Origin of the sequence: Catellatospora vulcania (assembly GCF_009720385.1) — a bacterium.
GTDB lineage: Bacteria > Actinomycetota > Actinomycetes > Mycobacteriales > Micromonosporaceae > Catellatospora > Catellatospora vulcania.
Genome location: NZ_ML769304.1, coordinates 63687 through 87983 on the forward strand (window position 1 = coordinate 63687; position 24297 = coordinate 87983).

Sequence of the window (24297 nt, forward strand, 5' to 3'; positions counted from 1 at the left end):
TCATTTCACGGCGATGGGGTTGACGGGGGCGCCCACAGCTCCGGTGACGGGGATGGGGGCGGCGGTGAGCCAGAAGTCGTAGACACCGTCGGCGGCGCAGTCGTCGGCAAGGGCGTCGAGATCCCACATCTCGCCGATGAACAGGCCCATGTGCGGGATGGCCACCTGGTGCAGGGGCTGGAACGCTTCGTCGAACTCGTTGGGCCGCACCTCGAAGCCCCACGTGTCGGTGGCGATCGCGGCGATCTCACGGCCGTACAGCCAGCCGGCGGTCGTGAACGACAGGCCCGGGGCCGGGCCGCCGGCGTACTCGCCCCAGCCGTCGCGGCGGGCGCGGGTCAGCTGCCCGGTCCGTACGACGACGATGTCGCCGCTGCCGACCTGCGAGCTGGGGCCTTGGGCGGCGATGGTGGCGTTGAGGTGCGCGGTGGTGATCGCGAACCCGTCGGGCAGTTCGCCGCCGCCGACGGCACGGCCGACGTCGAGCAGCACTGCTCGTCCGGCGATGACGGCAGCGACGGTTTCGATACCGGTGACCTGGTCGCCTGCGGAGGTGACGACGTCGCAGGCGCGGCGGCCGTTGTAGGCCATTCCATGGTCGAAGATGTGCCCGAGCCCGTCCCACTGGGTCGAGCACTGCAGCGGCATGAACACCACGTCGTCGGCGCCGCCGAGCCCATGCGGGAAGCCCTGGCCGCGTTCGGCGTCCAAGCCGGTGTCGAGCATGGTGTGCACCGGGTTGGTCCGCCGACGCCAGCCGCGCTGGGGCCCGTCGGTGTCGAACCGCTGCGCCAGGGAGAACGACACACCGCGGCGTACCAGCGCTGCGCCCTGCCGGCGTTTAGCCTCGGTCAAGAAGTTCATCGTGCCGAGCACATCGTGCTCGCCCCATCGGCCGCGGTTGGAGTACGCCTGCGCGGCTGCGGCGATGGCACCGGCAGGATCGGCGCGGTCCGGCATGGGCGGCGTCGCTGTTTCCATGAGGTTCCCTGCTGGTGACGGCGGTGTGACTTGACACACTCTGCGGGCCGCCGCACTATCCGGGAAGGCGATTGTGCCTATGGCCGTTATTCGCGACACGGATGGAAGGGCTGGTCGGGTGCCCCGCAACGCGGACCTGAACCTGCTGCTGCCGCTGCAGGCGCTGCTGGCCGAACGCAGCGTCACGCGCGCCGCAGAGCGCCTCGGCCTCAGCCAGCCGGCCACCAGCGCGGCTTTGGCGAAACTGCGCCGCCACTTCGGCGACGACCTGCTGATCCGCGTGGGCAACAGCTACCAGCTCACCCCGCTAGCCGTACAGCTGTATGAACGCGTCACCACCGCCGTGGCCGCCACCGATCGGGTGTTCGCCAGCGAACCCGATTTCGACCCGGCCACCTCCGACCGGCAGTTCACCGTCCTGATGTCCGACTACGCCCTGTCGATCCTCGGCCCTGCGGTCTCCGCGCTGCTCGACACCCTGGCCCCGAAGGTGAGGCTGTACGTCCAGCCCACCACCCGAGAGAACGTCGACGCTGCGCATGAAACGCTGCGTACCACCGACCTGCTGGTTCTCCCCCACGGCTTCGTCACTGACCTGCCCCACCAGGACCTGTACTCCGACGAGTGGATGTGCCTGGTCAGCGCCGACAACCCCAACGTCGGCGATTCCCTGAGCCTCGACCAGCTTGCCGCGATGCCGTGGGTGCTGACGTATCACCGCGGCACCGCCTTCACCACCGCAGCCCACGAGTTGCGCCGGCTCGGCGTCGAGCTCGACGTGCGGATGGTCGCCGAGAGCTACGCCCTGCTCCCCGCCATGATCATCGGTACTCGGCGGGTGGCTCTCGTCCAACGTCAGCTCGGACTGCAGCTCAGCACCACAGGTCAGGTCCGGGCCGTACCGTGCCCGTTCGAAGCCGCACCGCTGATCGAGGCGATGTGGTGGCACCCCATGCACGACAGCGACGCAGGCCACCAGTGGCTACGCCAGCGCTTCGCCGAAGCGGCACACCTCGTCCAGCACTGAGTTTCCAGGCATCCATGGCACGGATAGGCGCTATCGGCACATTCGCCTTCCCCGCCGCAGCCCCATCGGCCGACAGTGGGCTTCCGCCCCGCCGCCCGAGGAGGCCCCGTGACCCGACGACTCATCACCCACCTGCGCCACGTCGACCTGGCCGTACCCGACTTCGCCCGCCAACAGGCGTTCTACACCGCCATGTGGGGTCTGACCGAGGTCGCCGCCGACACCGGCATCACGTTCCTGGCCGCCGAGGGCTCACCCGAGCAGTACGTCGTGCGCATCCGCCAAGCCGCTGACAAGCGCCTGGACCTGATCGCCTTCGGCGCGGCCACCCCCGCCGACGTCGACACCCTCGCCGGCCGCCTCGCCCACGACGGCGTCGCCCTCATCACCGAGCCCGCCGCCATGGACACCCCCGGCGGCGGTTACGGCTTCCGGTTCTTCGACATCGATGGACGCACGGTCGAGATCTCCGCCGACGTGCAGACCCGCACCCACCGCCGCGTCGAGCAACGCGAGTCCATCCCGGTCCGGCTGTCGCACGTCGTGGTCAACTCCCCCGACCCGACCGCGACCGTCGCGTTCTACGACAAGCATCTCGCGTTCGCGCTGTCCGACACCCTCACCCACCCACATCTCGGCGACGTCATGTGGTTCATGCGCTGCAACACCTGGCACCACAGCCTGGCGATCGCCCGCGGCCCGCACGTCGCCCTGCACCACGCGTCGTTCGAGCTGCGCGGCATCGACGAGTTCATGCGCGGATCCGGACGGCTGCTGCGCGCCGGTGTCGAGAAGGTCTGGGGACCCGGGCGCCACACCGCCGGCGACAACACCTTCAGCTACTTCATCGACCCGCACGGCAACACCGTCGAGTACACCACCGAACTCGAACAGCTCGACGAAGACACCTGGCACCCCCACCTGTACGACTTCAGCGACCCGTCCGTAGCCGATCAGTGGGGCACCGCCAACCCCATGAACGAGTTCGTCGCCAAGCAGTCGTTCAACGACCCCGACCGAGGCCTCTTCATCGCGCCGCCTTGCTGACCGGCGAACAGCCACACGATCTGGATCACAGCGCCGAACCATCCGGTCGAGTACAGGGCTCCATCAACGCTGTACACGTTAGAGAGTGCGAAGACAGACGTTCCCAGTCCGGGGAAGAGGGAGGCGAGCGCTATCCGATGTCCCTGCCACCGTCGGTCGGCGCAAGGCGTGCCCGGTCTTGGCCGTGGTCAGCGGTGAGTTGGTGGGCTTGTCTTCGCGCCCAGAGCCTTTCGACGTGCACGCCATGCCAGCCGTCGGGCATGACGACGCGGTGACGCGGCCAGGTGTCCGGGTCTCCTGGGCCGACTTGCAGGCCGGTGAGGCCGTAGAGGCAACTGGTGAGGAAGCCTGCGAGGTTGGCGGTGAACGGTCCGGCCTTCGGCTGTTCGGGAAAAACGTCGGGGGCGTATTCCAGGGTGATGCGGAACGGGTCGGTGACGAAGTCGGCGTAGCCGCGCTCGAACATCTCCAGCGCCGCGCCGCGGTCGCCCAGCCGGGCCCCGTACACGCCCAGAAGCGCCGACAGCATCGGCGCCCCAGCGTATTTGTCGCCGAGGTCGAGGTAGTAACGCAGGGTCGCCTCGGCCACTTTCGGGTCCGGCTCCCAGCCCAACGGGAACAGCGCCGCAGCCGCCTCCGGCGTTTCGCCCTTCTCCTGGTCGGGGTGGTAGCCGTCATGGTTGGCGATCACGTCGCTGTCCTCGATCATGGGGATGAGGAGATGGTCGGCAATTTCACGCCAGTGGCTGGGCACGTGCTCGTGCAGTGCCTGGCCGAGGGCGGCTGCTTCGCGTAGGGCGAGGATCGCGGCGATGTTGGTGAAGGCGTCGTTGTTGTGCGGGGTGGCGGTCTCGGCGATGCCGGTGACGCGGCGGATCTCGTAGCCGCGGTCGCTGCGCTCGACCCGGCTGCTCACCCACTGCGCCACCCCGGACATCACGGGCCACGCGTGGTGGCGGGCGAAGCCCATGTCGCCTGTGGCGTGCACGTAGCGGGCGAACGCCAGGGCGATGTCGGGTCCGACGTGGTGTTCCAGCGAGGTCGCCGCGCCGATGCCCGGGCCGGCTTCGGCGCCGGTGCTGATGCTGCTTTCCCAGGGGAACTGCAGCCCGCGGTAGCCGTTCAGCGCGGCGTTGGCCGCGGCGGTGTCGGCTCGCACAGCGCGGTAGCGCAGGATCGTGGAGGCGGCTTCGGGGTAGGTCAGCAGCAGCGGCGGGACCGCGAACGCCTCGATGTCCCACATAACGTGGCCGCGGTAGTAGTGGTAGTCCGGCCAGTACGCCAGCCCGAAGATCGATGTGCTGGCCGGCGAGGATGGATGCACGGAGCTGTGCAGGTAGTAGAACGCCGCGTCGGCCATCGCCTGCCAGCGGGTGGGAGCGCCGTCCAGGACGATCCGGCCCTGCCACAGCTGGTCCCAGGCCTGGCGGTTCAGTTTGCGCAGGGTGTCGAAGCCGCGGATCTGCGCGCCGCGCAACAGCCGCCCGGCCTGCAGGTGCGGCTGCGAATGCAGCGTTTCAGCGACCAGGCTGGATATCTGTCGTAGCCGGTAGGAGGTCTTGGGCCGGGCGGTGAAGGTGTAGTCGGTGCGCAGCGCGGCCACGGGGCTGCGTTCGAGGTCGCGGCGCACGTCGTCGGTGCCGTCGAAGGAGGTCAGGTACGCCGCGCCGCAGCTGCTCAGCTGCCCGTAGCTGCGCCAGCGCAGCATCCCGTCGCAGCCGTCAGCGATCGTCTCGACTTCGCCCAGATGCCGGTCGGCCCACTCCCCCGCCACGCCCGCCGGGTCGATCCCCGCCGAGATGGTGATCTCGCACGGGCGCTCGGCCCGCAGGTGCGTCTCCTGCAGGATCAGCGTCGGATGGGTACGGCTGCAGAACGTCGTGACCTGCACATGCACGGGATGATCGCCGGGATCGAACACGAAACGGCTGTGCAGTTCTCCGCATGCGAAGTCGTAGCGCTGGCCGACGAAGGTGGCACGTTCGGGGGCGTAGTCCAGTGACTTGCCGTCCACCCGGATGTCACCGGAGAGCGGGTACGGGGCGCGGGCGAAGGTCTCCACCGCCGCGGCCGGATCCACCCCGTCGAACCCGCTGACGATGGCCACACCGTTCAGATAGGGAATGTGGCGCACCCGCAGCCCGACAAGCCCGTTGGACAGATACGGCGGAAGATCCCCGGCTCGCCACGTGTCGATCGGATCAGGGCTGATGGGATCACTGGCCATAGCGCGCAAATACCCTGAACTCGACTTTTCGAATCTCGCCGAGACTCACGGTAGGCCGGCTCGTTCGTAACCGTGTGGTGCCGCAACCGCGGCTGGCACCCGGCTGGTGCTTGGGACCGGGGGTGCCGGCTCTTCGGCGGCGGCGTCGCGGGCGATGCCGTAGGCCAGCTGCAGGAAATCGGAGCCCGCGACCGCTGACAACGCCGTGGCGACCAGACGGGTGAAGCGAGGCGCCAACACCAGACCGGCGGTCAGGGTGGTCGCGGTCCACACCGACACGCAGAACGGGCAGCTGACAAGTTCACCCACGGCATGTCTGACCTGCCCGCCGTCCTCGTGGACCTGCTCGCAGACCTCACCCTCTCCGGCAGGTTTCTCGTAGCGCGTGAACGGCGCTCGCAGCGGGCTTGTCACGGCGTCCTTCGTGATCAGCCTGCTCGCTTTGTGCGTGGCGACCGCGAGCAGGGCGACATCGCCCAGGGTGGGCTCGGGAAGCCGCCGGCCGGTGGCGCGCACGAACACAGTCAGGCCCGCGACAACGCTGCCGTAGGCCGCCAGCAGGGTCAGATAGCCTCTGAGGGGCCGGCGGTGTCCGGCTGCATAGTCATCGCGTAGTTCTTCGAGTTGCCTGGACATGAAACCTCCTCTGGTGCTGCCGCGGGCGACTGTCGACGCGACGGAAGCCGGTTGGCGGTCTACTAGACGCTGACGGGACAAGGTGGCACCGGCCCGCTACTGCATCACGGACCGCGGAAGACTCGTTGGCACAGCGGTCGTCACGGACCAGTGCTCGACGATCATGGCCAGGTCGAGGCGGTAGAGGTCGTAGAACACTGCGGGCTCGTCGTGCACGCCGCCCGTGCACACGGTCAGCACGAATTCGCCTTCGGCGACGGTCAGCAGGCGGTTGTGGTAGCACATGAGCCGGTTGGCCAGCACTGCGCACAGAGGAGCAATGCCGTCACCCAGTCCCGGCGCGTGGTGGGCAAGATCGGTGACGATGAATCGGCTGATGTGCGGCAGGTTCCCGCCGATCAGCACGTTGTCGGTGTAGTAGTCGACCAGTCGGCGGCTGAGCCGGGTCTGCTCGGGATGTTCCGCGTGGTCGGGCGCGTCCGTTTGCGTCGGCAGGCCGATCGCGGGTTGTAGAGCCAACCAGCGTTCGGCGACTTCATCGCCGCACAGTCTGATGATTTCGAACCCGGTGAAGTCCCCGCTCGCGGCGTGGCCAGGAAAATCGGCGTGGATTACCACCATGTCGTCGGCGGCTATCATCCGACGGCACCGCCCGCTGCTTTGTAGACCGAGAGCGCGTAAGCGTTGGTACGCGTCGCAGTCGACCCGGCTCCTCGTATCAGTGACCAAGTCAAGCATGATCAGTCCTCGACACTTGGCGACAAGATCATTAGGAGTACCCGGCCCGTACCCTCGCCAAACAGACGGTGTTCACCTCCGCCCTGCCCTTGGGCGGGCCCCGCCGGACGCCAAGGCCGCGGGCAGTGAACAGCTCGCTATGGTCAAGCGCTCGACGGCATCGCGAACTTCAAGAACAAAACCGTGACGAGATCTGTGCCGTTGTCTCTGCATGAGCACCAAGTGGGAGGCGCAGCACCGACCAGTACTGGTTCGGGTGGTCACTGCGCAGACAGCGGAGTCTGCGGCATCGACGTCATCGGCATTGCTACCGCCTTGCGGTTGAGCCCCCAGCAGGTCCATGAGTCGCTCGGCGCGCTCAACGACGGGGGGGTGATCGCGGTACACCACCGGCTCGACGCCGCGGGGGCGGCGATCACCGAGGTGTCATCGGTGTCCCCGATGGCGAGGACCATTCATGGTGCCGCCGGCAGGCAGGCTCCCGAAGCGTCGCGGGCGAACTCGTCCGGACACCCGCCCGGGGACATATTCGAAGAGGTCGTGCTACGCGCCACCACAGGTCCCTGATACCTGCCAGCCCACTTTCACGCGGGCCTGCCCGATCGCCCCCTATCCCGCCGCTGTGACCCGCCCCCTCCCAGACCCAGCCGCCTTGCCGCCGCTCGCCACCTTCGGGCCGTGGACTCGCACGTATTTGATCTTCAATTTTGCGTGATCAGGTTGTTTGGGCAGGTCATGCGGGAGGAACAGAACAAGAAAGGATCCGTGCGAGAAAGGAACCCAGCCTGATCGGCGTCTCGCCGGCCATCCACCAGCACGACAACGGGGGTACGAGATGAGCGTGGACGTTCAACGCAGCCAGAACGGCAGCATGCAGATCGAAGACAAGGTGCAGACCTTACAGAAGGAGCAGGCCGTTCAAGCGGCGACTCAGGCCGGAGAGCAGGCCACTCAAGCTGCCGCGCAAGCCGGGGCCCAGGCCACTCAGGCTGCGGCACAGGCGGGCCAAGCGGCGACGATGGGAGCCTCGATCACCGGACTGGCCGCCGCGGTGGCCTCCGGCGCAGCCGGGCTGATCATCGGAATCTTCCTGGGCATGTCGATCGCCCGGGGACGCAGCGAGAACTGGCGGTAAGCACGGCCGGTCACACCATAGCCACCGGCCGCCGACCTGGATTGGCATGAGGGACGGGGCGTCGGCCAGAGCATCTCGTCGGCGCCCCGTTGGTCCGTTGCCGTCAGCGGCCTGCTACCGCCGCGCCTGGAGCGACCACGGCTACCCAAGTCATGCGTCGTTTCGACCACGCCAGAATCTTCGTGTCCACCGCCGGCACCTATATGCCGCCCGTGTGTCCTACTGCTCGGCCAGGCAAAACGACATCCTGCTGATGATCAATCCGGGCCGGCGATCTGGCCGGGTTCAGCGCGTCGATGATCTGGCCGGGTTCAGCGCGTCGATGATCCGACCGGGCGACGCACCCCGATCGAAATTCGTTTGCTCTATCTGACACAGATCGGCGGCCGTAGCAATCCTGCCGGTGTCGCCCGGGTAGGCGGATTGGTCACTGGTCCTGATGGCTATCGGCGGGGTGGTCCACAGCGTCGGCGCCGCCCTGGTCGCCTACGCCGCCCTGACCCCGTCCGGGCCGTCTTCGGCCACCACGAGATCTTCCATGCCTGCACGCTGATCGCCGCTATGCCATCACGTCGCCATCTCTCGCCGTCTTCGCCAGCCCAGCACACCCCGCCAACGCGCCGCGAGAGCCCCCTCCAGGTCAGCGGCTCGACAGCTCGGGAATGCTGGACAAGTCGGTGGTGATGGTATGGGCGACCTCGCCCAGGCGCAGGTTGTTGCTCCGGCAGTAGGCGCGGATCAGGGTGAAGGCCTCGTCCACGCTGACGCCGCGTGCCTGCGCGATGGCTCCCTTGGCCTGCTCGATGACGATGCGGCTGTTCAGCGCGCCCTGCAGCTGCTCACCGAGGCGCTCTCCGCGGATGATGGCCCGCTCCTGCAGCAGACCGATCGAAGCGACGTCGGCCAGCGCCTGGACGATCTCCACATCGGTGTCGGCCAGGCGCCCACCGACCTGAGCACTGAACACGTTCATCGCCCCGATGCGCTCAGCGCGCAGCCGCAGCGGGAACGCGTGCACCGAACGGAACCCGGCCTGCACCGCCCGGGGCGCGAACAGCGGCCACCGGTCGGCGGCCCGGCTCAGGTCCGCGTTGACCACCGGCGTGCCGGTGCGGAATGCGTCTAGGCATGGCCCTTCGCGATTCTGCACCTGGAACAGCTCGAGGAGTTTGGCGTTCTCGTCGGAGGCCGCCATGAACTCCAGCCGTCCGTGCTGGTCGGCCAGCAGCAGCCCGACGGGCGAGGCGTCCAGCAGGTCTGCGGTGCGTCCGGCGAGCAGCTGCAGGAACTCGATGAGGTCGAACTCGTCGACGAGGGTGTCGGCGATCTCGACGAACACTCGAGCGAGCCGTTGCGCGGATACGGTCGGGGTGGTCATGGTTGGCTGCCCGCTTCCCTTCCCGGGATATCTGGTGCTCTCACGACTATGTGTCGAACCTGAGGCGGCGTGCCACCACGTCGGCGGCGACCTCGTAGAGGCGGCGGTCCTGGACATAGGCGTGGGCACGCATCCGCACCATCGCCTCGGCCAGGCTCACCCCGAGCTGGACCATGACCATCCCCTGGGCCTGGAAGAGCTCGGCCCGCGAACCCAGCGGGTCGTCCAGCCAGCCATCGGCCGGGCCTGTGCCGGTGTTGTCGTGCCCGTCGAGCAGGGTCGCGACCGCGACCTCGGCGAATGTCAACGCCAGGGTGTATTCGTCGGGCGACAGCATCCCCGTGTCGGCCCGGAACACGTCCATCACGCCGAGGCGCGCCGCGCCGACCTGCAGAGGGAACGCGAATACCGCCCGCACTCCGCGGGTGTGCACAGCCGGGACATAGACGGGCCAGCGAGACGGGGCTCCGTCCGTGACATCAGGGACCAGCACCGGGGACATGGACTCGAATGAGTCGATGCAGGGCCCCTCGCCGAGGGTGAGCTGGAGCTCCTCCAGGCGTTCGGTGGCCGCGTCGGAGGCGGCTGTCACGCCTCGTTGGCCGCCTTCGGCCATCACGGTCAGGCCGGTTCCTGACGCTGACAGCGCTCGTCCGGCGGCCGAGCACAGGCGCTGCATGCCGGCTGCCACGCCCCGCTCCGCACCGGAAGAGGGTTCTTGTCTAACGAGCGCTTCCACCTGGGCGTAGCGATCTGTCACGTCGTCACCCCAGTCCCGTGATGGCAAGATCATAAGAGAAGGGTGTTACGTATGCCTCGAAGCAAGCTGTCGTCGGCTGCAGCATCCGCCCCTCCTGGGCTTTTGCCACCTAGGGCCAGGGCAGCTTTATCGCCATGTACGACATCCGGGCGGCGTACCAGCCACAAGAACACCTTTCACACGGGTACCCACGCCGCGCCCGATACGAAACCTGAATATCGCAGCGGGGTTGCTGCAGGCGATACCGAACGGCTCCTACAGCCGCTCGTTGGCGCAACTTCTTACCGCGGTTCGATCTGCGCAGTCGCCCAGATGCTTCAGAGCCCTCGGCGCCGCTCGGTTCGTCGAAGTTGGGCCGACCGCGTCTGCACCCGTGTCACGGTTGCAGCAGCACCTTGATGTAGCCGTCCTTCTTCTCCTGGAACTGCTGGTATGCCGCGGGCGCGTCGGCCAGCGGCAGCCGGTGGCTGGCGAAGCCGGACACGCCGAGCGGGTCGGCGTCGGTGAGCAGGGGCAGGATGTCGTCGACCCAGCGGCGTACGTTGGCCTGGCCCATCCGGATCTGGATCTGCTTGTCGAACAGGGTCATCATCGGCAGCGGGTCGGTCATGCCGCCGTACACGCCGATGATCGAGATGGTGCCGCCGCGGCGGACCGCTTCGATGGCCAGGTTCAGCGCCGCGAGGCGGTCGATGCCGGCGTTCTCCATGAGCTTGGCGGCCCAGGCGTCCGGCAGGACGCCGGTCATCTGCTGCATCGCCTTGGCGATCGGCGAGCCGTGGGCCTCCATGCCGACCGCGTCGATCACCGCGTCGGGGCCGCGGCCGCCGGTCATGTCCCGGATGCGGGCGACCATGGTGTCCTGGTCCTCCAGGTCGAGGACCTCCACACCGCGGGCCATGGCCCGGTCGCGCCGCTCCGCCACGGGGTCGACGCCAATGACCCGGCCGGCACCGCGGTGCAACGCGATCCGGCAGGACATGTCCCCGATCGGGCCCAGGCCGAGGACCAGCAGTGTGCCGCCCTGCGGCACGGCCGCGTACTCGACCGCCTGCCACGAGGTCGGCAGCACGTCGGACAGGTACACGAACCGGTCGTCAGGCGGACCGGGCGGCACGGTGATCGGCCCGTACTGCGCCTGCGGAACCCGCAGGTACTCCGCCTGCCCACCTGGAACCCGTCCGTAGAGGCGGGTGTAACCGAACAGCGCCGCGCCCATCCCCTCGGCGCGCACCTGGGTCGTCTCGCACTGGGTCTGCAGGTTCTGATCGCACATGAAGCAGGAGCCGCAGGCGATCTGGAACGGCACCACCACCCGGTCGCCGGGCTTGAGCCGGGTGACCTGCGAGCCGACCTCCTCCACGATGCCCATCGGCTCGTGGCCGATGATGTCGCCCTCGGTCATGAACGGCGCCAGCACCTCGTACAGGTGCAGGTCGGAGCCGCAGATACCGGTGGAGGTCACCTTGATGACCGCATCGGTGGGTTCCTGGATCACCGGGTCGGCGACCGTGTCCACACGTACGTCACGCTTGCCGTGCCACACCACTGCCTTCATCGCGATTCCCCCTTCGTGCCCATCAGCCGCTGCCGCCAGCCTGCGGGCGACCAATTGTCATGTATGTCCGTTCCCTGATGGACCGACGGCAAACCAGCAGGCCAATCCGTTTGCGGGCTGGCGCCAGACGGGTAGTTGATCGGAATCGAATGCGAGCCACGAAGGGGGCTGAGCACAATGAGGTTCTGGAGACGGACGGCAGTCCTGCTGGCCGGTGCGGCCATGGCGCTCACGGCGAGCACCACCGCGGCACCAGCGGCTGTCGTACAGCCGTCAGAGCAGGACACCGCCTGGATGATCGCGGCGCACCAGGCCAATCTCGCCGAGATCGCGACCGGCAAGATGGCACAGGACAAAGGCAGTTCCGCCGAGGTCAAAGGCCTCGGCCAGCGGTTCGTCACCGACCACACCAAACTCGACGCATCGCTGACAGCCTTGGCGCAGAAGCTCAACGTGACCCTGCCGGCCGAGCCGAACGCCGAGCAGAAAGCCGTGGCCGACAAGCTTCAGGCCGCCGCGGCAGGAGACGCGTTCGACAAGATGTGGATCGAGCAGCAGCTCGCGGCACATACCAAGTCCATGAAGGCGACTCAGCAGGAAATCGACAAGGGCGAGGCCGCGCAGGTCAAGCAGGCCGCTGAGGCGGCGATGCCGGTCATCACCGCACACCATGAGGCCCTGATGAAGGCTGCGCCCGACTTTGGGGTGAAGCCGCAGTGACCTCGGCAATCACTGTCAAGCGCTGCCCCGTGCCCGCGACCCGCGCACGGGGCAGTGATCGGAGGTGGTGTGGTTTCACAGCACCCACATCGGGTAAACAAGACTATTACGGTAATAGGCGGCTATCGCCTCGTCCCGCTGCTGCGTCACGGCCGGTAGAAGTCGAGTAGCGCGTAGGGCGGTGGCCGATGTGAACTTGCTGACCCAACCTTTCGACCCACCTCCCGCTGGCGTTCCAGTGCTCATTTTCGATGCTGCCGGCGGCCTCAGCCGAGTACGGACATTCGGACGCTCCTCCGAATCGCCTGGCGGGTGGGGACTGAGGATCGCCGACGAGGTATGCGACCGGGTCGACCTCTACAGCCGACCGGGAACGAACGTATGGCGATTGGTACTACACCTGAACTGCTGCGCCCCCGCCGTCAACGCCTGAATCAGGCTCAACCGTCTATCAGCCCTGACGACGGCTTTCTGCCGCAGCGACAAACATCGACCTTCTTACGTGGCCGGTTGCGGCCTGACTGGTGTCGCCCGGTCCACGACCAGCCGCCGGTCGAGGGCAGGCGGCGTCTTGGCCGACGCCCAGTCCTGCGGCAGGGTGTCGCACATGGCGGCAAGGCGGTCCAGGCCCGCGATTTCGAGGACCTGGCGGGTGATCGCCGACGATCCGCACAGCGTTATCGGCACGTCCGGTAGCTGCTCCGACATGTTGTAGAGGTAGTGAATCAAGCCAGATCCGCCGAAGGTGACGCTGGCAAGATCCACGTACAGAATGTCGCAGGACATGCCGACCAGTTGACGTTGAGCGACGTCCACGTCGACGGGGTCGACCAAGTCGACGTCGCCAGCTATGGACATGCAGGCCACTCGCCCTTCGGGGCTGCGAGCGACGCTGATGCTCATGGGGTGCTTGTCCACGTCCTCACCTCTGGCTCGTCGAACACGCCTGCCGAGGTCTGGGGCAGTGGATGATCAATCAGTCAACACGAAATATTCTACTCGTACGGCCGGGATGTGTACCCCTGTCGATCGACCCCGTATGCGGTTTCTGACCCTCGTTTGACGCGCCCATGAGCCCCGGCGGCTACCGCGTCCCCGACGGCGGCCGGCCGCGGCGGCTTGGTTCGCAAGGCACCCCTATCAGCGCCTCGACCTGCCGTTTGAAGGCCGTCATATCTGGTAACGATCTTTCGGACATATTCGGCGGGAGGCCCGTGATGAGCACGGTGACAGAGTCGGTGGACGTCCATGTACCAGTCCGCACGGCCTACAACCAATGGACCCGGGTCGAGTCTTTCCCGAATTTCATGAAGGGTGTCGAGTCTGTCGAGCAGGTCGACGCCACGCACAGCCACTGGGTCGTCAACATGGCCGGGGCGGTCCGGGAATTCGACACCGAGATCACTGACCAGCACCCGGATGAGCGGATCGCCTGGAAGAGCACGAGCGGTCAGACCGAGCACGCCGGATTTGTCACCTTCCACAGGCTCGGCGAGTCCGACACGCGGGTGACGGTGCACCTGGATTGGAAGCCCGAAGGCTTCTTGGAAAATCTCGGCTGCGCAATCGGGGCCGACCGGCGCCAGGTCAAAGCCGACGCTCAACGGTTCAAGAAGTTCATCGAAGAACGCGGCAGCGATACGAGGGCCGGGCGAGGCGAGGTCGAGACTCCGAACAAGCGCGTCTGAAATCGCCACGCCACGGCCGGATGCAGCACGGGTGTGCGAGTTGCTCGCGTGCCGCGGTGAAGCTCGCTCGCGTGGTGCCTACTGGGCGTCGAAGACGAAGAGCGGCTTGGCACCATGGGCGGGCGACTCGGCAAGCACGAGGGCTTCGCCGAAGCGCTCGAGCGGGAAAGGCTGGCCTTCGGGGATGCTCAGCACGCCCTCGGCGACGAGGCTGCGCACCTCAGACAGCGCGCGCAGTGCATCCTCGGGCGAGGTGGCGCCGAACCAGCGGTTGAGCCAGAAGCCACGGACGGCTTTGGTCTCGTAGATGACCGACCGCGCCTGCAGCGGGATCGTCAGCGCCGCCGGGTCGGTCTGCCGATGGGTGGACAGTGCTCCATAGACCACCAGCTGTCCTCCCGGAGCCAGCGCCTGCGACACCTGGGCGCCCACGACACCCGCGACGCAGTCGACAGCCTTGCGCACGCCGTCCGGGCCTGCTATCTCGGCCACGCGGCGCAGCAGGTCCTCGTCCTCGGTGCAGATGACCTCGTCCCCGCCGAGTGCTTTGATCTCCGCAACGGCCTCGCGCCGCCGCACGACGTTGACGGTACGAATGCCAAGATGTTTGGACAGCGCGATGACCAGCCGCCCGACGGTGGAACCGGCAGCCGTCTGCAAGAGCCATTCACCCGGCTGTACGTCGAGTTCGCGCGTCACGAGCAGCAGTGCGGTCAGCGGGTTGACGGCGAGTTGGCAGGCGCTGTAGTCGCTCAGCTGGCTGGGGACCGGCAGGAGCCTTCGGGTATCGGCGACGAGGTATTCCTGCCAGGTGCCTGCCACAGAGGGTCCGGGCACTGCCGGGATGGCGACGGCGACCACGCGCTCGCCGATCTTGAAGCCGTCGGTGTCCGGGCCCAGGGCCTCGATATGGCCCACGCATTCCATGTGACCACCGACGGTGGGGAACTCGGGGGTGAACCCGTAGCGGCCGCGCAGTACGTGCAGATCGCTGGCGTGGATCGGCGTCGCCTTCACCCGGATCAGCGCCTGACCGGTTCGTGGCGCGGGGACAGGGCGGGATTCCAGTCGCAGGACGTCGGCAGGCTCACCGACCTTGCCGGCTACGAGCGCGCGCATGGTTTGAGGCATGACCGGCCTTTCGTCTCTCAGCAGTGTTCGCCTTGAACGATCCGTGGACCCAGTACGGGCTCCCGCCGACGACGACTCTGTTCGCCCCGGTTACGAGCCTGAGGAACCCCTGCGGGGCCGCCCACGCCGCCGCTGGGCCGCCTCCACGGTCACGGCATTTCCCGGTCAGCCGATGCCTGCTCTGTCTGAGGCACGAACGTTGGAGTGGTTTGGCGCAATAACCCACGTTATGCCGCGTAGCTTCTATCTCGGGATGTTACGCGATCCAGCGCGGGGTGGAACATGATCGAGCCGGGCACTGCACCGCTGTCGTACGAGGTGTTCGTATCCGAGCAGGTCCCCACGACCGCCACGCTGCCCAGCGGTGCTCCGCTGATGTGGTCGCCGATCTCGACCACCCTCGTCTCCGGCGCCACCGACGCAGTTCTGGTCGACCCGCCGCTGACTGCCGAGCAGGCCCGGCGGGTCGGTGACTGGGTCGAACGCTCCGGCAAGCGGCTGACCCACGTCTACATCACCCACGGCCACGGCGACCACTGGTTCGGCCTGTCGCCGCTGGCAGATCGGTTTCCCGGTACGACAGTCCACGCCACCGAGGGCACGATCCGCCGCATGCGCGCCATGGCCGCCGGCCGGGCGGCGACCTGGGACCAGATGCTGCCCGGCCAGATCGCCGACACCCCCGTGACCGCCCAGCCGGTCCCCGCCGACGGCCTCACCCTGGAGGGACACCCACTGCACCCGATCGAAGTCGGCCACAGCGACACCGACGACACGACCGTGCTGCACGTGCCGGCGCTGGGGCTGGTCATCGCCGGCGACGTCGCCTACAACAACGTGCACCAGTACCTCGCCGACGGCGGCTTCGACGGCGGGATCGACGCCTGGCTGCAGGCCATCGACATCGTGCGCACACTACAGCCGACAGCCGTGGTCGCCGGACACAAGGACCCCAGCCGCAGCGACGACCCCGCCATCCTCGACGAGACCGCCGAATACCTGCACACCGCCCGCCAGGTGATCGCCGGCAAGCCCACAGCGCGCGAGTTCTTCGATGAGATGACCCGGCGCTACCCCGATCGCGTCAACCCAGGCACCGTCTGGCTCAGCGCCCGACAGCTGCCATGAAGCATCGGGGATTGTGGCGAACTCAAGCCTGGTCGGAAGCGGTTGCTGGACCACGGTCCCGGGGCGAACAGCCCCGTGACCGCTCAGCTGGCATTGAACGATCCGACGTCGGCGAAGATCGCCTCCGGTTCGCAGCTGCGCCACGCGCGGTCAGGACATCGTCAGCACCATGCGGAAGCGTGCGGCGCCGCTCATCATGCGGTCGTAGGCCGCGGCGGCGTCGGTGAACGGCACCTGCTCGATCATCGCCGAGATGCCCTGATCGGCGGTGAAGCGCAGGTTGTCCTCGTTCTCGATCGCGGAACCGGTGAGCAGGCCGAGCACCCGCGCCTGGCCCATGATCAGCGCCAGTGGCGGGATCTCGATCGGCTCGTGGGAAGCGCCCAGGACCATCAGCGTGCCGGGCTTGGCCAGGCCGGGGATCAACCGCGTCATCGAGGCGCCACTGGCGGCCGTGGCCACGATCAGGTCCGCTCCGCCGAGATTCTGCAACTGCGCGCCGACGTCGGCGGCGACGCTGTCGATGTAATGGTGGGCGCCCAAGCGCCTGGCGAGTTCGGCCTTGTCGGTGCCGCGGGCGACGGCCACGACGCGGGCTCCCATCCGGCGCGCGTACTGCACGCCAAGGTGCCCCAGGCCGCCGATGCCCTGCACCGCGACGAGCGCGTCCGGTCGCACGGGCGCTTTGACCAGCCCGTTGTAGGTAGTGAAGCCGGCGCACAGCAGCGGCGCGGCTTCCTCGAATGACAGGCCGTCGGGTATCGCGACCAGCGCCGACTGGCGGGCGTAGGCGTACTCGGCGTAGCCGCCGTCGATGGTCACTCCGGTCATCGGCTGGTCGGTGCAGCTCGTGAAGTTGCCGCGCCGGCACTGGTCGCACACCGCGCAGTGTCCGCCGAGGAAACCGACGCCGACCCGGTCGCCGAGCGACCACCGGGTCACACCCTCGCCGACCGCGTCGATGCGACCGGCCAGTCCGTGTCCAGGCACGACGGCAGGCTCGCCGGGTTCGTGGGGATGGACGGCGAGGCTGTCGCTGTGGCAGATGCCGCAGGCCGCCGCACCTCGCACGTGTCTAACACGCATCTGCTGCACCCTCCCCCGTTTCGCACCTGCTCCAGCCGACTCGGTCCCGCCGTCGCTTGAGTCGGCCGTGGCGTAAGCGCCTGCCCTGACCACCCTGCCATCGATGATCGAAACGGTCGTCGGCTACAGCCTCAGTACCCCTTTGAAGAACCAGGACAGGTGGGTGATTCCGCCCTGAGGGCGCCAGGCGGCAGTAACCACGATCCGTCGAACGGTTCCAGCCGAGGTAACTGTTATCGGAGCGGCCAGCCGAAAGTGTTCTTCCCCAAGCTGGCCGAGTTGGTCTCCCACCACCACTTAAGGACCTTCGCTGCGCTCCAGGTCTGCCGATCGGTGTTCGACGTCGACCCGAACCCAGGGGTCAACGCTTCGTACTGGAACGGGCAGAACCCCTGGGTGCGGGTCCTAGAATGCTCACGAACGCTCAAGGGTTGACGAATGAGCTGGTCCGCAAGGATCAGGTGGTCGATCGTGGGAACCGTCGGGGCGCAGTGGATCGTGAGCCGCGGCGCTCCTGTTCCGGCGAACATCGCCCGACACGGCAGCAAATACCCCGCAAGCACGCCGTGTGCCTATAGCGTCACTTTCCGTATGGCTGACTGGGTACTGCGGGTGTTCCGCGGTCATCACCTACGGGGGTAGTTCATGTCCGTATCCAGAATCGCGCGATGGGCCGTCACCGTGGCCGCGGTCGCAGCAGCGGCAGTGGCCGGGTCGGCGGGAGCCGCATCGGCCGCTAAGCCCGGCGACAAGCCCAGCGAGCCGCCGACGGGACCGGTGAGCAGGTTCGAGGTGCCGCTGACCGGCCAGGCAACCTTCGCCGACCTGGGCACGCTCACCTTCGCTGGCAAGGTCCTGCTCGCCGTGCCGCCGAACCCGATCAGCCCGCAGGGCTTCCAGATCATCCACACCAGGCTCGTCGACGGCCTGGGCACCGGCACCGAGGTGTCCTGCGCCGCGCGGGGCAGCCAGCACTTCCGGCTCGCATCGGCGAGCACGCTGGAGTTCACCGGCACGTACAACATGGTGCCGCCGAACCCGATCCAGCCCGGCGACCCGGCTGAGGCCTGCTGGGGCAAGCGGCTGGACGTCGAGTTCACGGTGAACCTGGACGCCGCGGGCAACGTGGTGGGTCTGCCGACGGCGGTCGCGGTCGGTTCGCCGGAGCAGCCGCAGCCCTGAGTGGTTTCGGGTGGCGGGGCCGCACGGTCGGAGTGTCCGGCTGGTGCGGCCTCGCTGCCGTATGCGGCAGAATCGGCTGGTGATCTACCCTTGTCGGCAGGACGGTCACCGGATCCGGGTTGGCTGAGGTCCGGCGGGCGGCCGACGCGGTGGGCGCCGGGGCCGCGGTCGTGGCGATGGTCGATGTGCTGCCGTTCACCGCCGCGCTGACCGTCGCGGCGGACCGGGGCATCGAGGTGTTCCCGCACCTGTGGAGGGACGCGAGCGCGGTCGACCTCCGTCGCCGCAGCCGGCCACAGTGACGCCGCGGTCGCGTCGCGGCTACATCGGCTGCACCGTGGGGGCGCGCCAGGTGTGGTTCAGGTTGCGCGTGGCGAAGCGGTCGCTCGCCTCGATCAGGTGGTGCAGGATGCCGGGCTGGTCGAAGGCGTGTCCCGCGTCGTCGACGATGAACAGTTCGCTGTCGGGAAGGGCGCGATGCAGGTCCCACGCTGTGCGGGCGGGGCAGACGGCGTCATACCGTCCCTGCACCAGCACCACTGGGATGCCGGAGAGCTTGGCCGCCTCGTTGATCAGCTGCCCCTCCTCGAGGAAGGCCCCCTGCACGAAGTAGTGGTTCTCGATGCGGGCGATCGCGGCGGCGTAGTCGTCCTGCGAGAAGGTCTGCACCAGCTCCGGGTCGGGCAGCAACGTGAGGATCGTGCCCTCCCACCGGCCCCAGGCCACGGCCGCCTCGATCCGGGTGTCGCGGTCCGGGTGCGACAGGCGGCGCTGGTAGGCGCCGAGGAGATCGTGCCGCTCGTCCAGCGGGATCGGCGCGACGAAGTCTTCCCAGTGGTCCGGGAAGAGCCAGCTGGCGCCTTCCTGGAAAGCCCACAGGAGCTCGGCGCGACGAGCGGTGAAGATGCCGCGGAGGATCATCTCCGTGACCCGGTCAGGATGCTTCTGGGCATAGGCCAGCGCCAGGGTGACACCCCACGATCCGCCGGCGACCATCCAGCGCTCGATGCCCAGGCTCTCGCGCAGCCTCTCGATGTCGGCGACCAGGTGCCAGGTCGTGTTGGCGCTGAGGTCCACGCCGGCTTCACTGGCGTGCGGCACGCTCTGTCCGCAGTTTCTCTGGTCGAAGAGGATCACCGAATAGAAGCGTGGGTCGAACAGTCGCCGATACTCCGGCTTGGAGCCGGCTCCGGGCCCGCCGTGAAGGAATACCACGGGCTTTCCGGTGGGATTTCCGGAGATCTCCCAGTGTAGGGAATTGCCGTCTCCGACATCGAGGAAACCCTCCATGTATGGATTGGTCTCCGGATAGAACGTGCGCATGCTTGCCTCCCCGCAGGCGGTCGCGTGTCGTGCGTGCCAGACGTCCGAGAGTAGCCGAAGCCGCCGTGTCGTCAAGCGAGCAAAGTGGACAATCGGCTTTTGCAGAGGCCAGGACAAGGTAGTCGGATGATGCCAACATACCTGTTCAGGCCCTATCGCCAACAGCCGTCAAAGGTGCCACACCAAAGAGACCCGGGAGCGCGTCATCGACGTTGTGCTATGTGACGACGCTCACATGTCCTGTGTGGACAGTGCAGTGATAAGCATGGATTCATCGACAATCGTCATCCCCAAAGCGTTGCGGGCATAGATCGGCGTTTGGTAGCGTTCCCCCCGGCAACCGACCGGGGGAGGTTTCGGCGACGATCATTCGCGCCGATTCTCAGCCATGGTGTGGCACTGGGCCGCCCGATGCATTCCCCGATCTGCTGTCGATCGGTCAAGTAGGGGCCGAGTCCGCTCCAGAATGCGATAGAACTGAAACGGGGTTCTCTTGTCATGTCCGTTGACTCGACTCAATTAATCGTGTTCGTGAATGCCGCCGACACCTCAAGACACACCTCCAGCGCCAACGCCTCCATCTACCCCAATCTCGGCCTGTTGACGTTGATGAGCGCCCTGCGGGAGCAGCTCGGCGACGGGCCGGTGCGGGTGGCCTATTTCGACGGCACGGTGCACGGGAACCAGAAGCTGGCCGACTTCATCGACGGCAACGCCCACCGCATCCACGCGATGTGCTTCAGCGTGCTGACCGCCAACTACGGCGCATCGGTCGAGCTGGCCGCGCGGGCCAAGCGACGCAACCCCGCAGTCACCACGGTGTTCGGCAACGACCACTTCTCCGCCCTCTACGACAACGCGATGCGCAGCCAGCCCGCGATCGACTTCGGGTTCTACGGCAACGACGTCGTCACCGGGTTCGCCGACTTCATGCGCGACGGCGTCGCCGGATCGCGCGGGCCGCTGTCGGGGTACGCGGGGCTGGTGTACCGTGCCGCGGACGGCACCGTGCTGCGCAATCCCGAGCGCCCTGCGGAGTACGGTTCGCTGCCGCTGGTCGACTACTCCCTGGCGGACACCCTCTTCCCGCACCAGGAGCACTACCTGCGCGGGCAGCAGGACGTCTACTTCTTCATGCGGGATCGGGAGCTGCGCAGCCAGGTGGTCGACATCGGCCGCGGCTGCATCAAGTTCGCCGGCGAGCGGCTCGACGGCATCCCCCTGAACGCCTGCGACTTCTGCGGGATCATCCCCGGCAGCAGGGAGATCATCGCGCCGGAGGCCGACCGGGCCTGGCGCATCCTCGAGAACGTGTACCGGCAGGGCTTCAACTACTTCTACGTCACCGCCGACGAGCTGCCGCTGACGCTGTGGCGCATGCTGCGCGGCATGGCCGAGCACGTGCCGCCGTGGTTCGCCGAGCTGCCCCCGCACGAGCGGCCGAAGATGTTCGGGTACACCCGCGCGGAGGCCTTCGCCACCGTGCCGGACCGGGTGGCGACGCTGATCAACGTGCTCGGCTTCGACCACTTCTTCATCGGGTTCGACGGGCTGTCCGACATCTCCCTGCGGGTCATGAACAAGCAGTCGGCGGGCGGCAAGGGCCGCAAGGACGCGCCGATGGACCACAACCTGCGCGCGCTGGACAGCGTGGTCAGCCAGGGCGGCATGGTCACGGCGGGCCTGGTGCTGACCCACCTCGGCATCACGCCGAACCTGATGGCGGAGAACCTGGCGGTGCTGACCCGGATCGTCGAGAGCCACCCGAAGACGTTCGCGGCCCTGGACTTCGGCCCGCTGTGCCCGATCCCGGGATCGCAGTCCTTCCGCTACCTCACCCACCCCGAGCACGCCGAGAGCAGGGCGAAGGAGTTCGGGTTGCGGGTGGACCGCGACTACCTGGAGTCGGTCAAGGAGAAGTACCGCACCGGCGACCTGTTCGACATGGACGAGCTGATCAAGGACTTCATCCGCGGCTGCTGCCCGGACATCACCACCGACGCCGTCGACGAGCACGTCGACCAGATCTCGGCGCTGGCGAACAAGTACGAGATCGTCATCGGGGGCGGTGTGTGATGGCGGCGAAGCGGGACATGCTCGACGACCTCGCCGACGTGCGCTACACGCCGGCGGAGCCGGACGGCGAGCTGCTGGACGCGGCGGCGTACGCCACCGAGTCGCTGGTCAAGCTGGGGGTCAGTTTCACCGGCTCCGAGCGGGACAAGGCGCCGTGGCTCGTGGCGGCCCGGCCGTTCGCGCTGGGCGACGACCTGTGGGAGCGGCTGGAGCGGCTCGGCGCCGCGGTGTTCGCACTGGTCGACGCCGCACAGGACCTCTACCGGGAGGGCGACGCGGCGGTGCGCGGACACCTGGACACCGGTGTCCCGGAGGACCTGCGCGGCTTCGACCTGGCACGCTACATCGAGATGTTCCGGCTGGACGTCGTGGTGAGCGGGGGCAGGCCGCTGCTCACCGAGGTCGAGGAGATCTTCGGCAACGCCGGCAAGGCGCACGCGTTCGAGCGGGCGTACGGGGTGTCGGCGGCACCGCTGTTCGACACGTTCCGCCGGCTGGGGTTCGCCCACATCTGGCTCGACGACGGCTACCCGATGTACCGCTCGGAAAACGAGCTCGTCGCGCAGCGGATGGGCGAGGACTTCGGCATGGACGTCGACGTCGAGCCGTTCTCCCGGTTCCGCGACGACGGCCGGATCGGGTGGCGCTTCTGCTACGTCAAGGAGTTCCGCCAGTACGACGCCAGGCTCCGGGCGGAGATCCTCGGCAGCGCCGAGCAGCTGGTCAACCCGCTGTTCCACGGGTACGGCACGAAGGGGCTGCTGTCGCTGTCGTGGGACGAGCGGCTCGAGGACGAGCTCGCGGCGCGGATGGGCGCTGCGCAGCTGTCGGTGCTGCGTGAGGGCGTCCCCCGTTCGGCGCTCATGCCGAAGGATCCGACGCCGGAGTTCCTGGCCGACCTCAAGGCGCACGGCCGCCGCAAGGTGCTCAAGGTGGTGGACTCCGACGGCGTCGAGTTCACCTGGGGCAGCCGGGGCGTCTACTTCGGCGACCAGTCCGCGAGCCGGTGGCACGCCGCCGTGGACGCCGCGGCCGCCGGGCACATCCCCGGGCATCCCGAGCACGCAGACACAAGTTTCCTGATCAGCGACCTGGCGGACAGCGACCGCTTCGACGTGCAGTTCCTGCATCCGCACTCCGGTCAGCTGTGCCTGATGCCCCGGGCCCGGCTGCGGCTGACCCCGATCTTCACCCGGGCCGGCACCGGAAGCAGCATGCTCGGCGGCCACGCGACGTTCGTCAACACCAGCCGCAAGGTCCACCTCGGCAGGCATGCCGTCTGCACACCCTTCACCAAATGAGGAGCTCGGCAATGATGAGGCACAGGTCGTCGCGGTGGACAGCGGTGCTGGTCGCGGCCGGGCTGATCCTGTCCGGATGCGGCAACGGGCTGCTGGGCGATCCTGGCGGCGCGGCGTCCGACGACGGCCCGATCCGGCTGGGCATGCTCGCTCCGCGGACGGGCAGTGAGGCCGCGATCGGTCCCTACATGCAGAACGGCGCGCAGCTGGCGATCGACGAGATCAACGCCAAGGGCGGCGTGGACGGCCGCATGCTGGAGCTGGTCGTCGAGGACGACGCGTGCGACCCCAAGACGGCGGTCGCGGGCGCGAACAAGCTCATCGCCGCGGGCGTGCACGTGTCGGTGGGCGGCTACTGCTCCGGCGCGACGCTGCCGACCCTGCCGGTGTTCCACCGCGTCAAAATCCCGATGATCATCCCGGCGGCCAACTCGTACGAGCTGGTCGAGCAGAAGCTCGACAACGTCTTCCTGATCAACGGCACCGGCGACCAGCAGGCCGCGGCGGCGGCGACGTGGATCGGCAAGCAGCGCGCGGCCTCGGTCGTGGTGATGCACGACAACACCAGCGCCCCCCGGGACATGGCGGTGCGTACGCAGAGCCGCCTGGCCTCGACGGGAGTGAAGGTCGCGGTGGAGATCGTGACTCCGAAGGAGAGCGACTACTCCGCGAACGTGGCCGTCGCGCTGCGCGCCAAACCGGACCTCATCTACTGGACCGGCTATTTCCAGGAGGGCGGGCTCATCATCCGCCAGCTGCGCCACGCCGGCTACCGCGGCGCGATCATGGTGGGCGACGGCGCGGTGTCGGCCAAGCTCGTCGAGATCGCCGGTGCGACCGAGGCCGCAGGGGTGTTCGCCACCATGACCCAGACACCGGACACGCTGCCCGGGGCGCAGGGCTGGCTGTCGGCCTACAAGACCAAGTTCGGCCAGGAGCCGGGCCCCTACTCCAACCAGAGCTACGACGCGGTGCGGCTCGCGGCCGAGGCCGTCCGGGCGGCGGGCGGCACCGACGGCGCCAAGGTCATCGCGGCGCTGGCCAAGGTCGACGGGTTCCCGATGTTCTCCGGCCCGCTGCGGTTCACCCCGGAGCACACCCTCAGCAGCGGCGGCTTCCAGATCCTCGTCGTCAAGGACGGCAGGTTCACGCTGGCCGACCCGCTGACGTAGGGG

22 protein-coding genes are annotated in these 24297 nt (G+C 67.9%); 11 read left to right on the forward strand and 11 right to left on the reverse strand.

All coding sequences use genetic code 11. The features are described from left to right. Window positions 1-981 (reverse strand): cyclase family protein, encoded by a 981-nt coding sequence (locus tag F6W97_RS10475; RefSeq protein ID WP_230686566.1) that lies wholly within the window; start codon window positions 979-981, stop codon window positions 1-3. Window positions 982-1099: 118 nt separating this feature from the next. On the opposite strand from F6W97_RS10475, the gene F6W97_RS10480 reads away from it, so the two are divergent. Together F6W97_RS10480 and F6W97_RS10485 are read left to right on the forward strand one after the other, a co-directional pair. After that, window positions 1100-2008 carry a LysR family transcriptional regulator gene (locus F6W97_RS10480; protein WP_230686567.1) on the forward strand — a complete coding sequence of 303 codons (909 nt, stop codon included), beginning with the start codon at window positions 1100-1102 and terminating at the stop codon, window positions 2006-2008. Between the two features lie 108 nt (window positions 2009-2116). Continuing rightward, window positions 2117-3055 carry a VOC family protein gene (locus tag F6W97_RS10485; RefSeq protein WP_155370038.1) on the forward strand — a complete coding sequence of 313 codons (939 nt, stop codon included), beginning with the start codon at window positions 2117-2119 and terminating at the stop codon, window positions 3053-3055. Between the two features lie 130 nt (window positions 3056-3185). On the opposite strand, the gene F6W97_RS10490 is transcribed toward F6W97_RS10485, so the two are convergent. From F6W97_RS10490 to F6W97_RS10500, 3 genes are all read right to left on the reverse strand, one after another. Further along, complete coding sequence (locus F6W97_RS10490; protein WP_155370039.1) at window positions 3186-5282, reverse strand: glycoside hydrolase family 65 protein; 2097 nt, start codon at window positions 5280-5282, stop codon at window positions 3186-3188. Between the two features lie 45 nt (window positions 5283-5327). Beyond that, on the reverse strand, window positions 5328-5918 hold the full coding sequence (locus F6W97_RS10495) for a DUF1360 domain-containing protein (RefSeq protein ID WP_155370040.1): 591 nt from the start codon (window positions 5916-5918) through the stop codon (window positions 5328-5330). Window positions 5919-6014: 96 nt separating this feature from the next. Further along, entirely contained in the window at window positions 6015-6557 is a 543-nt protein-coding gene (locus tag F6W97_RS10500) for a nuclear transport factor 2 family protein (RefSeq protein WP_155370041.1), read from the reverse strand. A gap of 934 nt (window positions 6558-7491) precedes the next feature. Here F6W97_RS10500 and F6W97_RS10505 point away from each other — a divergent pair. Beyond that, complete coding sequence (locus F6W97_RS10505; protein ID WP_155370042.1) at window positions 7492-7791, forward strand: hypothetical protein; 300 nt, start codon at window positions 7492-7494, stop codon at window positions 7789-7791. A 640-nt stretch (window positions 7792-8431) separates the two neighbouring features. Here F6W97_RS10505 and F6W97_RS10510 read toward each other — a convergent pair. From F6W97_RS10510 to F6W97_RS10520, 3 genes are all read right to left on the reverse strand, one after another. Further along, window positions 8432-9169, reverse strand: coding sequence for a GAF and ANTAR domain-containing protein (locus F6W97_RS10510; protein ID WP_155370043.1), 738 nt, complete (start codon window positions 9167-9169; stop codon window positions 8432-8434). Between the two features lie 46 nt (window positions 9170-9215). Then, complete coding sequence (locus F6W97_RS10515; RefSeq protein ID WP_230686568.1) at window positions 9216-9929, reverse strand: GAF and ANTAR domain-containing protein; 714 nt, start codon at window positions 9927-9929, stop codon at window positions 9216-9218. A gap of 376 nt (window positions 9930-10305) precedes the next feature. After that, the gene (locus F6W97_RS10520) at window positions 10306-11487 is read right to left on the reverse strand and encodes a zinc-dependent alcohol dehydrogenase (protein WP_155370045.1); all 1182 of its coding nucleotides are present in this window, start codon (window positions 11485-11487) and stop codon (window positions 10306-10308) included. 222 nt (window positions 11488-11709) lie between these two features. Between F6W97_RS10520 and F6W97_RS10525 the strand changes: the two genes are divergently transcribed. After that, window positions 11710-12207 carry a DUF4142 domain-containing protein gene (locus F6W97_RS10525; protein ID WP_196279069.1) on the forward strand — a complete coding sequence of 166 codons (498 nt, stop codon included), beginning with the start codon at window positions 11710-11712 and terminating at the stop codon, window positions 12205-12207. Between the two features lie 498 nt (window positions 12208-12705). On the opposite strand, the gene F6W97_RS10530 is transcribed toward F6W97_RS10525, so the two are convergent. After that, a complete protein-coding gene (locus tag F6W97_RS10530) occupies window positions 12706-13125 on the reverse strand; it encodes an STAS domain-containing protein (RefSeq protein ID WP_155370047.1) in 420 nt (139 codons plus the stop codon). A 299-nt stretch (window positions 13126-13424) separates the two neighbouring features. On the opposite strand from F6W97_RS10530, the gene F6W97_RS10535 reads away from it, so the two are divergent. Continuing rightward, on the forward strand, window positions 13425-13895 hold the full coding sequence (locus tag F6W97_RS10535) for an SRPBCC family protein (protein WP_196279070.1): 471 nt from the start codon (window positions 13425-13427) through the stop codon (window positions 13893-13895). Between the two features lie 78 nt (window positions 13896-13973). On the opposite strand, the gene F6W97_RS10540 is transcribed toward F6W97_RS10535, so the two are convergent. Further along, window positions 13974-15014 carry a zinc-dependent alcohol dehydrogenase family protein gene (locus tag F6W97_RS10540; RefSeq protein WP_155370048.1) on the reverse strand — a complete coding sequence of 347 codons (1041 nt, stop codon included), beginning with the start codon at window positions 15012-15014 and terminating at the stop codon, window positions 13974-13976. A gap of 294 nt (window positions 15015-15308) precedes the next feature. Between F6W97_RS10540 and F6W97_RS10545 the strand changes: the two genes are divergently transcribed. Continuing rightward, on the forward strand, window positions 15309-16154 hold the full coding sequence (locus tag F6W97_RS10545; RefSeq protein WP_196279071.1) for an MBL fold metallo-hydrolase: 846 nt from the start codon (window positions 15309-15311) through the stop codon (window positions 16152-16154). A gap of 150 nt (window positions 16155-16304) precedes the next feature. On the opposite strand, the gene F6W97_RS10550 is transcribed toward F6W97_RS10545, so the two are convergent. After that, window positions 16305-17240, reverse strand: coding sequence for a zinc-binding dehydrogenase (locus tag F6W97_RS10550; protein WP_155370049.1), 936 nt, complete (start codon window positions 17238-17240; stop codon window positions 16305-16307). Between the two features lie 645 nt (window positions 17241-17885). On the opposite strand from F6W97_RS10550, the gene F6W97_RS10555 reads away from it, so the two are divergent. Together F6W97_RS10555 and F6W97_RS40040 are read left to right on the forward strand one after the other, a co-directional pair. Continuing rightward, the gene (locus tag F6W97_RS10555) at window positions 17886-18422 is read left to right on the forward strand and encodes a hypothetical protein (protein ID WP_155370050.1); all 537 of its coding nucleotides are present in this window, start codon (window positions 17886-17888) and stop codon (window positions 18420-18422) included. Between the two features lie 119 nt (window positions 18423-18541). Beyond that, window positions 18542-18724 (forward strand): hypothetical protein, encoded by a 183-nt coding sequence (locus F6W97_RS40040; RefSeq protein ID WP_196279072.1) that lies wholly within the window; start codon window positions 18542-18544, stop codon window positions 18722-18724. Between the two features lie 19 nt (window positions 18725-18743). On the opposite strand, the gene pip is transcribed toward F6W97_RS40040, so the two are convergent. Next, window positions 18744-19745 (reverse strand): prolyl aminopeptidase, encoded by a 1002-nt coding sequence (gene pip, locus F6W97_RS10565; protein WP_155370051.1) that lies wholly within the window; start codon window positions 19743-19745, stop codon window positions 18744-18746. Window positions 19746-20243: 498 nt separating this feature from the next. Between pip and F6W97_RS10570 the strand changes: the two genes are divergently transcribed. From F6W97_RS10570 to F6W97_RS10580, 3 genes are read left to right on the forward strand one after another with little or no spacing between them, the layout of a single operon-like run. Further along, window positions 20244-21821, forward strand: a complete 1578-nt coding sequence (locus F6W97_RS10570; RefSeq protein WP_155370052.1) for a B12-binding domain-containing radical SAM protein — start codon at window positions 20244-20246, stop codon at window positions 21819-21821. Further along, window positions 21821-23122, forward strand: coding sequence for a hypothetical protein (locus F6W97_RS10575; RefSeq protein WP_155370053.1), 1302 nt, complete (start codon window positions 21821-21823; stop codon window positions 23120-23122). The genes F6W97_RS10570 and F6W97_RS10575 overlap by 1 nt, the downstream gene beginning before the upstream one ends. A gap of 11 nt (window positions 23123-23133) precedes the next feature. Further along, window positions 23134-24294, forward strand: a complete 1161-nt coding sequence (locus tag F6W97_RS10580; RefSeq protein WP_230686569.1) for a branched-chain amino acid ABC transporter substrate-binding protein — start codon at window positions 23134-23136, stop codon at window positions 24292-24294. The last annotated feature ends 3 nt before the right edge of the window (window positions 24295-24297 follow it).